2 protein-coding genes are annotated in these 1,138 nt (G+C 60.2%); both read left to right on the plus strand.

Features of this window, described 5'->3' with window-relative positions; all coding sequences use genetic code 11:
• Window positions 1-834, plus strand: an 834-nt coding sequence (locus tag FN369_RS01235) for a PP2C family protein-serine/threonine phosphatase (protein WP_142524400.1), incomplete at its 5' end; no start/stop codon positions are given.
• Window positions 835-846: 12 nt separating this feature from the next.
• On the plus strand, window positions 847-1,138 hold a 292-nt coding region (locus tag FN369_RS01240; protein ID WP_142524401.1), incomplete at its 3' end, for a nucleotide exchange factor GrpE.

Genomic DNA, 1,138 nt, shown 5'->3' on the forward strand with positions numbered 1-1,138 from the left:
GCGCAGAGCGCGGCCGTCGCGGTCGGGGAAGCCGCACTCCGTTTTGCCAGACGGCGTACTTTGCCTCGAGTCGATAAAAAGAGCCGTCAGAGAGAAGCCGAACTCTTGGCCGCCCGCTTGTTTCAAAACTCGCTCTTCCCTCGAACGGCTCCGGCGTTGCCCGGGTTTCGTCTGGCCGCCGGCCATTTGGCTGCAGGAGAATTGAGCGGCGACTTTTACGATCTCTTGCCGCTCGATGGACATACGTGGGGGATTCTGCTCGGGGATGTGGCGGGAACCGGAGTTGCGGCCGCTCTGGTTGGAGGAATGTGTCGTATTGCAGTCCGTTCCCAAACCCTGTTTTCCCGCTCTCCCGCAGAAGTCTTGCGGCGGGTGAACCGCCTGCTACACGGAGATCTAGTCGGGCATACGCTGGTGACCATGATTTACGCGATCGTCGACACGGAAACTCGGGAGATCCGGTTGGCTCGAGCCGGTCAGGAGGAACCCCTGCTTCGTCGGGTTTCCGAGGTCATCCAAATCAACGCGCCGGGGTGTTGCTTCGGAATGGATTCGATCGAGACTTTCGATAGAGTCATGGCGGATGTTTCGCTTTCCTTGGAGCCGGGGGATCTTTTGCTCTTCTTCAGCGACGGAATGACGGACGCCGTCGGGCCGGACGGCGCCTCGCTCGACAAGTCCGCTCTCGTCGCTACACTCAGCAAAACGGGAACGGGAGATGCGCAGACAGCCCTTGAGGAGCTTTTCCGGGAGCTGCATTCGCTCCACTCCTCGGGTGACCTAGCTGACGATGTGACGCTTGTTGCGCTCGAGCGGGTCGGGAATATAAGGTAAGGTTTCCCTTTTATGACGGTAAATCGTGACGAGAGCGTATCCGGGGAAGCGCCCGGGAACGATGTGCCCGCCTTTACGCTGGTCAGTCGCGAGCGGATCGAGCGCTGGCGGCAGCGATCGAAGGAAGCCGACGAACTGCAGGATCGGCTTCTGAGAACGCTGGCCGAGTGGGAGAATGCACGGAAAAGAATGGCCAAGGAGAAAGAGGAGGCCATCCGCTTAGCGAACGCCTCTCTTCTCCAGGCGCTGCTTCCGGTCGTCGACAATTTTCTTCTCGGAGTCGAGTCGGCGCAGAAGGCCGCCG

The sequence above is a fragment of the Methylacidimicrobium cyclopophantes genome (assembly GCF_902143385.2).
GTDB lineage: Bacteria > Verrucomicrobiota > Verrucomicrobiia > Methylacidiphilales > Methylacidiphilaceae > Methylacidimicrobium > Methylacidimicrobium cyclopophantes.